At 68.0% G+C, this 6,212-nt stretch carries 8 protein-coding genes; 5 read left to right on the top strand and 3 right to left on the bottom strand.

All coding sequences use genetic code 11. The features are described 5' to 3' along the window. Positions 1 to 151 precede the first annotated feature (151 nt). Entirely contained in the window at positions 152 to 763 is a 612-nt protein-coding gene (locus ACFX4F_RS14775) for a superoxide dismutase (RefSeq protein WP_089236174.1), read from the bottom strand. A gap of 224 nt (positions 764 to 987) precedes the next feature. Here ACFX4F_RS14775 and ACFX4F_RS14770 point away from each other — a divergent pair, with 224 nt between their 5' ends. After that, on the top strand, positions 988 to 1,446 hold the full coding sequence (locus ACFX4F_RS14770; protein WP_380656556.1) for a ribonuclease domain-containing protein: 459 nt from the start codon (positions 988 to 990) through the stop codon (positions 1,444 to 1,446). Next, positions 1,443 to 1,856, top strand: a complete 414-nt coding sequence (locus ACFX4F_RS14765) for a barstar family protein (RefSeq protein WP_099821159.1) — start codon at positions 1,443 to 1,445, stop codon at positions 1,854 to 1,856. Before ACFX4F_RS14770 ends, ACFX4F_RS14765 begins: the two co-directional genes overlap by 4 nt. Before the next feature lie 119 nt (positions 1,857 to 1,975). On the opposite strand, the gene ACFX4F_RS14760 is transcribed toward ACFX4F_RS14765, so the two are convergent. Together ACFX4F_RS14760 and ACFX4F_RS14755 are read right to left on the bottom strand one after the other, a co-directional pair. Further along, positions 1,976 to 3,739: a hypothetical protein gene (locus ACFX4F_RS14760; RefSeq protein ID WP_380656552.1), complete on the bottom strand. Its 1,764-nt coding sequence runs from the start codon at positions 3,737 to 3,739 to the stop codon at positions 1,976 to 1,978. 10 nt (positions 3,740 to 3,749) lie between these two features. Next, a complete protein-coding gene (locus tag ACFX4F_RS14755; protein ID WP_049466593.1) occupies positions 3,750 to 4,349 on the bottom strand; it encodes an NfuA family Fe-S biogenesis protein in 600 nt (199 codons plus the stop codon). A gap of 90 nt (positions 4,350 to 4,439) precedes the next feature. Between ACFX4F_RS14755 and ACFX4F_RS14750 the strand changes: the two genes are divergently transcribed. The 3 genes from ACFX4F_RS14750 to zupT all read left to right on the top strand — a co-directional run bounded on the left by ACFX4F_RS14750 (position 4,440) and on the right by zupT (position 6,110). Then, positions 4,440 to 4,790 carry a 4a-hydroxytetrahydrobiopterin dehydratase gene (locus ACFX4F_RS14750; RefSeq protein WP_025876725.1) on the top strand — a complete coding sequence of 117 codons (351 nt, stop codon included), beginning with the start codon at positions 4,440 to 4,442 and terminating at the stop codon, positions 4,788 to 4,790. After that, positions 4,787 to 5,203 carry an energy transducer TonB gene (locus ACFX4F_RS14745; RefSeq protein ID WP_099821161.1) on the top strand — a complete coding sequence of 139 codons (417 nt, stop codon included), beginning with the start codon at positions 4,787 to 4,789 and terminating at the stop codon, positions 5,201 to 5,203. The genes ACFX4F_RS14750 and ACFX4F_RS14745 overlap by 4 nt, the downstream gene beginning before the upstream one ends. 97 nt (positions 5,204 to 5,300) lie before the next feature. Next, positions 5,301 to 6,110, top strand: coding sequence for a zinc transporter ZupT (zupT, locus tag ACFX4F_RS14740; RefSeq protein WP_099821162.1), 810 nt, complete (start codon positions 5,301 to 5,303; stop codon positions 6,108 to 6,110). Positions 6,111 to 6,212 lie beyond the last annotated feature (102 nt).

Raw genomic sequence — 6,212 nt, 5'->3', positions numbered from 1 at the left:
ACCGAATGAACGCGCCGCTGCGCTCGCCGGGCACGGCCCGGCGCTACCCCCGTTTCCGGTAGCGCCGGGCCATGCCCGGCGGGTGCGGTCACAAACAAACAAAAAGGCCGGGGTCTCCCCCGGCCTTTCTGCGTTCACGCAGGCACTGCGATCAGGCGATCGCTTCCTGGTAACGACGCTCGACTTCGTTCCAGTCGATGACGTTGAAGAACGCGCCGATGTATTCCGGACGGCGGTTCTGATACTTCAGGTAGTACGCGTGTTCCCACACGTCCAGGCCGAGGATGGGGGTGTTGCCTTCCATCAGCGGGCTGTCCTGGTTGCCGCTGCTTTCGACCACGACCTTCTTGTCCGGGGTCACGCTCAGCCACGCCCAGCCACTGCCGAAACGGGTCAGCGCGGCCTTGGTGAAGGCATCCTTGAACTTGTCGAAACCGCCCAGGTCCTTGTCGATCGCCTTGGCCACATCACCGACCGGGTTGCCGCCGGCGTTCGGGGCCATCACGGTCCAGAACAGCGAGTGGTTGGCGTGGCCGCCACCGTTGTTGCGCACCGGGCCCTGCAGGTTCTCCGGCAGCGACTTCAGCTTCTTCACCAGTTCTTCGACCGGCAGGTCGGCGTACTCGGTGCCTTCCAGCGCAGCGTTGACGTTGTTGATGTAGGTCTGGTGATGCTTGGTGTGATGGATTTCCATCGTCGCCGCATCGATATGCGGTTCCAGCGCGTCGTAGGCGTAGGGCAGCTTGGGCAGGGTGTAGGCCATGATGCATCTCCTGATAGCGAGGGCACCCGACGGCATCGTCGGGCGGTGCGCGGTGAATGATGGGGACAGACCGCAAGATTACCAAGGGGGATGTAAAGGAAATTGCGTCCTGCAGGTGAGCATGCCGGCAATTGTTACCCGGCGGTGACGCAGCGTGCGCCCTCATGCAGGGTGCAGCGCGCAGGCGCTACAGTGGGCGCACCACCCTCGCCCGCTCCTGTCCCATGCGCAACCCCCGGCTGTTGATCACCGCCATCGCCCTGCTGCTGCTCGGCCTGGTCGTCAATCATTTCATGCAGCGGCCGCCGCCGCCGCAGTTCGCGCCCGACCTGCAGAGCACGCCGGCCGCCAGTGCACCAACGGTGCGCAGCCGCGGCAGTGACAGTGACGGCCTGCCCGCGTTCCTGCCGGCCGAAGCCCGCCAGACCATCGCGTTGATCCAGCGCGGCGGCCCCTTCCCGCATCGCCAGGACGGCAGCACCTTCGGCAACCGCGAACAGCAACTGCCACAGCGTCCGCGCGGCTACTACCGCGAGTACACCGTCGACACGCCCGGCGCAGGCAACCGCGGTGCGCGTCGCATCGTCACCGGTGGCAACCCACCGGATGCCTGGTACTACACCGATGACCACTACGAATCGTTCCGCAGCTTCACCGTACCGGCCTCCGGAGAACGTCCATGAGCCACGATGATTTCGGCCTCGGCCTGCATGACATCAACAATGCCGGCGTCTACGCGATCGACACCTCGGATATCAGCGCACTGTCGGCGGCGATGCGCGATGCCGACCTGAAGGTGATCCGGATCGACCTGGATGGGGTGAGCGACAAGCGCACCCTGCTGGCACGGCTGGCTGCCCAGCTCGATTTCCCTGCCGGCTTCGGTGGCAACTGGGATGCGCTGGCCGACAATCTGCGCGACCTGCAATGGTTGCCGGCCAATGGCTATGCGCTGTTCCTGGCCGATGTCGATGCCCTGCGCGCCGGTGCAGGCAAGGAATTCGACACGCTGCTGGACATCCTTGATGAAGCCAGCCGTGACTGGGTGGGCCGCGACGTCCCGTTCTGGGTGTTCCTGTCGCAGAGCGCGTGACCTGGTAGAGGCCGACCTTGGTCGGCATGCACGTGTACGCGCATGGATCATCCACGCATGGCGTGGATCTACTGTGCATCCGCGCCGGGTAGATCCACGCCATGCGTGGATGCGGCACCCTACCGGCTGCCGTTATCTTCCTGCAGCTCTTTCTTGAACGGGATATCCGGCGGCGGACGCGCCACCGCCGGCTGGTTCTGCATGTTCGGATCGGTGAGGCCGCAGCCGCCACCGGCCTGCAGGATCGAGATCACGCAGGAAATCTTCGTGCTGGTGCCCGGCAACGGAATCTCCATCGCCTTGACGCCCTTGCGCACCCATTCGGCCAGCAGCGATTCCTGCGGCACCCAGTATTTGTCGAACGAGGTGGGCGTGTAGTCGTACGGCGGCCGCTTCAGCCATTTGCCGGACTCGGCGATGCGTTCCTTGCTCCAGCCGTCGTTGGCTCCACCAGGTGCGCCACGCTCGGCCTTGCCGGCGCCGTCCTGGCCGGCCACGCGCACGCTGCCGTCAGCGTTGAACAGACCTTCCCCCTTGCCGGCGCTGGCCTGCGCGGCGCCCTGATTGGCGCCTTCGCGATTGCGGCTGGAGGCACCCCAGTCGTCACCGCGTGCAGGTGTCGCCCAGTTGCCCGGGGTCGGCGCCGGGCGTGCGCCCGCCTGCGCGGGGGCAGTACTGGTCGCCGCAGGACGCGCCGCGCTGGCGCTGTTCTGGGCTGCGCTGCCTGCGGGTGCCGGCGTAGGCGTGGTCGCACTGCCGGCCGAGGTCGAGGCTGCCGGTAGCGGCGCGGCTGCAACCTCCCGTTCGCGCACCTGCACCTCGCGCCCGGCAGGCGCACGCACGGTGGGTTCGCGCCCTGCGACGGCGGCCATGCGCACCTGCGGATCGGTCATGGCCTGTACTTCGCGTTCGCGCACCTGCACCTCACGCTGCGGCACGCGCACCTGGATGTCGGTGGTGCGCATCGGCTGCGGCGCGACCGGCGCTTCAACCGTGCTGATTTCTCGCTCCTGCACCTGTACATCGCGCACGCGCGGCGCCTGCGCCGCCACGTCGGGCGTGCGCACTGGCGTTGGCGTCGGCGCAGCCTGCACCGGCTGCACGCTGCGCTCGCGCACGGTCGGGACGGTATCGCGCGGGACGATGCTGACCTCGGTCCGCGGCGGAGCCATCGGCGGCACCACGAAATCGGTGGTCGCCTGCGCCACTTCGGTGGCCTGCACCGGTGAGGGCGGTGGTGCGGCCACCGGCGCCGGCTCGACTTCGGGCGGCGGCGGCACGCTGGCCGTCGGTGCCGTGGCAGCGGCGGCGGCGGCGGATGACGGCGCAGGTGCAGCCGGCTGCGGGCGCGGCGCGGTGGCAGCTCCCGCGTCCTGGCCTGCGGCTACGGCACCGGCTGCTGCAGCAGCAGCAGCCGCCTCGGCTCCGGCCTGGTCGCCGCCGCCTTCCTGTGCAGCACGGCCGACGAACTCAATCTGCACGCGCTCACCCTCGCTGCCCTGCTCGTCCGGCGAAGACGTGCGGATCACCGCCACCCACAGCAGCAACAGGAAGAACAACAGATGCAGCAGCGCGCTGAGCAGCGCCGAGGTCCAGCGCATCCAACGCTGGTCGCGCGGCGCCGGATCCCAGTCCTGCCAGAACAGGCGGCGCAGGGACGCCCAAGGTCCCAATGCCGGCAATCGTCCCGGAGGCCCGGGCAGCGGCCGCGGCAGCAGCACCGCGATCACTTCGCGCGCGTGCAACGGACGTGGCAGCGGCGTCAGCGCCCGCAGCCAGATCGCCCAGCCGTACGGCAGGCCGGTGTTCTTCTCGAGGATGGGCGGTCGCTGCTGGCGCGCCAGCAGCAGGTCGATGAGTTGCTCGGCTCTGGGCAGAGGCACGCGTTGGCGATCAGGCGGCGTTGCCGCGCGGAATATACGGGGCGTGGCCGCTGTCGTGATCGGTGGCGTCACGCACCGCGGTCACTCCGGGCACACGGCCCATCAGGGTCTTCTCGATGCCCTGCTTGAGGGTGACGTCGGCCATGCCGCAACCCTGGCAGCCACCGCCGAAGCGCAGCAGCACCACGCCGTCGGCCGAGACTTCCTGCACGGCCACCTTGCCGCCATGCGAGGCAAGTTGTGGATTGACTTCGTTTTCCACCACCCAATGCACGCGCTCCACCAGCGAGGCGGCATCGCCGGGCGCTTCGCCCTTGATCCGCGGCGCCTTGATGGTCAGCTGCTGGGTGCCGGCCGTACCGGGCACGATGTCGATCTCGGCGCCGTCGAGCCAGCCAACGCTGGTGGCGTCGACATAGAGAGTGAAGCCATCGCAGTCCACCGCCCACTCGTCACCAAGCAGGTCGGTCGGCTCGGCGAACTCCAGCCGGGCGTCGGCACGCGGGGTTCCGGGATCGACCGCACTCAGGCGTACGCCCATGCCGGGCACGCCCTCGCGTTCGATCAGCTTGCGGAAATGGGTCTGGGCAGTGTCGGAGATCTGGATCATCAGGCTATTCTAGCCAAGTAAGCGTCAGCCGCTCATTCGTTTTATACACCGGCCGGCGCATTGTTCAGTCAACACGAGGTGGAGGAACCCATGGCCGACCTGATTCCGCTGGCACAGGCCCGTTGCGTGCCGCGCAAGGGCAGCGACCACAAGCTGGGCGAGGCCCGCCTGGCCGAACTGCTGCCGCAGGTCCCCGGCTGGGAGCTGGCCGAGGCCGGCCAGGCGCTGGTGCGCACGTTCCGCTTCAAGGATTACTACGCCACCATGGCCTTCGTGAACGCGCTGGCCTGGATCGCCCACGGCGAGGACCATCACCCGGACCTCGGCGTCCACTACGACCGTGCCGTCGTCCGCTACTCCACCCACGACGTGGGCGGCCTGAGCGAGAACGACTTCATCTGCGCAGCGAAGACTTCGGCCCTGACGGAGCAACTGAAATGAACGTGCGATTGCTGAGCCTGTCCCTGTTTGCCGTGACCAGCCTGGCCGGCTGCGGCAGCTCCGAGCCGCCGGCAGCGCCGGCTGCGGCCCCCACCGAAGTGGCGGCGGTGAAGACCCCGCCGCCGCAGTACCCTCTGGAACTGGCCTGTACCGGCGTGGGCGGCACCAGCACCTTCAAGGTGGTGATCGGCACCGACGGCAAACCCAGCGAGGTCACCCTGCTGACCGGCGCGGGCAACCCGCAGCTGGACGATCTGGCCAAGACCGCCGTGCAGGGCTGGCAGTTCAAGGCCGCCACCCGCAATGGCGAGGCCGTGCCGGCCACGATCCAAGTGCCGGTCAGCTTCAACCCGCCGCAGCCCAAGCCGGACCAGTGCTTCGCCATCGAAGAAAGCCTGCGCCGCGGCGGCTGATCGCCTGCCGCTGACGAGGCCAGCCGACGCCCGCCTCGCCTTTGCCGCCCCGGCCCGCGCCGGGGCGATTGCTTGATGACAAGGAACGCGTCGGTACATGCTGCAGATTCCCCCCGAAAACATCTGGATCGCCCTGGCGGTCACCCTCGCTGCTGGCCTTGCCACCGCCATCGGCAGCCTGCTGGTGCTGTTCTCGCGCCGCCCCAACCCGCGCCTGCTTGCGTTCGGCCTGGCCTTTGCCGGCGGCGCGATGGTGTATGTCTCGCTGTCGGAGATCCTCAACAAATCCATCGCCTCGTTCGCGCTGGCCTATGGTGAGCGCACCGGCTTCACCTACGGCACCCTCGCCTTCCTGCTGGGTGTGGTGGTGATCGTGCTGATCGACCACTTCATTCCCAACCCGCATGACAGCCTGGACAAGCAGGACCCGGCCTTCCGCGAGAACAGCCGCGACTACCTGAAACGGGTCGCCCTGCTGACCTCGGTGGCGATCACCGCGCACAACTTCCCGGAGGGGCTGGCGACGTTCTTTGCGACACTGGAGAGCCCGTCAGTGGGCATGCCGCTGGCCTTCGCCATTGCCATCCACAACATTCCCGAGGGCATCGCCATTGCGGTGCCGGTGTACTTCGCCACGCAGAACAAGTTCTACGCCTTCGCCGCCAGCCTGCTGTCAGGCCTGGCCGAGCCGGTCGGCGCGGCGATCGGCTATGTACTGCTGTCCGGCTCGCTGTCCCACGCCACGTTCGGCTGGGTGTTCGGCCTGATTGCCGGTGTGATGGTGTTCCTGGCGCTGGACGAGCTGCTGCCGGCGGCCAAGCGCTACGCCAAGGGGCACGAGACGGTGTACGGGCTGGTGGCGGGCATGGGCACACTGGCGATCAGCCTGGTGCTGTTCAAGTGGTGAAGGGTATCCGGCCAACGGGCTGAGCCCCCTCGCGGCTGACGGAGCGAGATTCTGCGGCTGGGCCGGGCGAGGTGGGTTTGCGGGGGACGCCGCAAACCCACC

Origin of the sequence: Stenotrophomonas sp. YIM B13575, assembly GCF_042787595.1 — a bacterium.
Taxonomy (GTDB): domain Bacteria; phylum Pseudomonadota; class Gammaproteobacteria; order Xanthomonadales; family Xanthomonadaceae; genus Stenotrophomonas; species Stenotrophomonas lactitubi_B.
The sequence above is the reverse complement of the archived record's forward strand: the minus strand, read 5'-3'. Positions and strand labels throughout refer to the sequence as shown.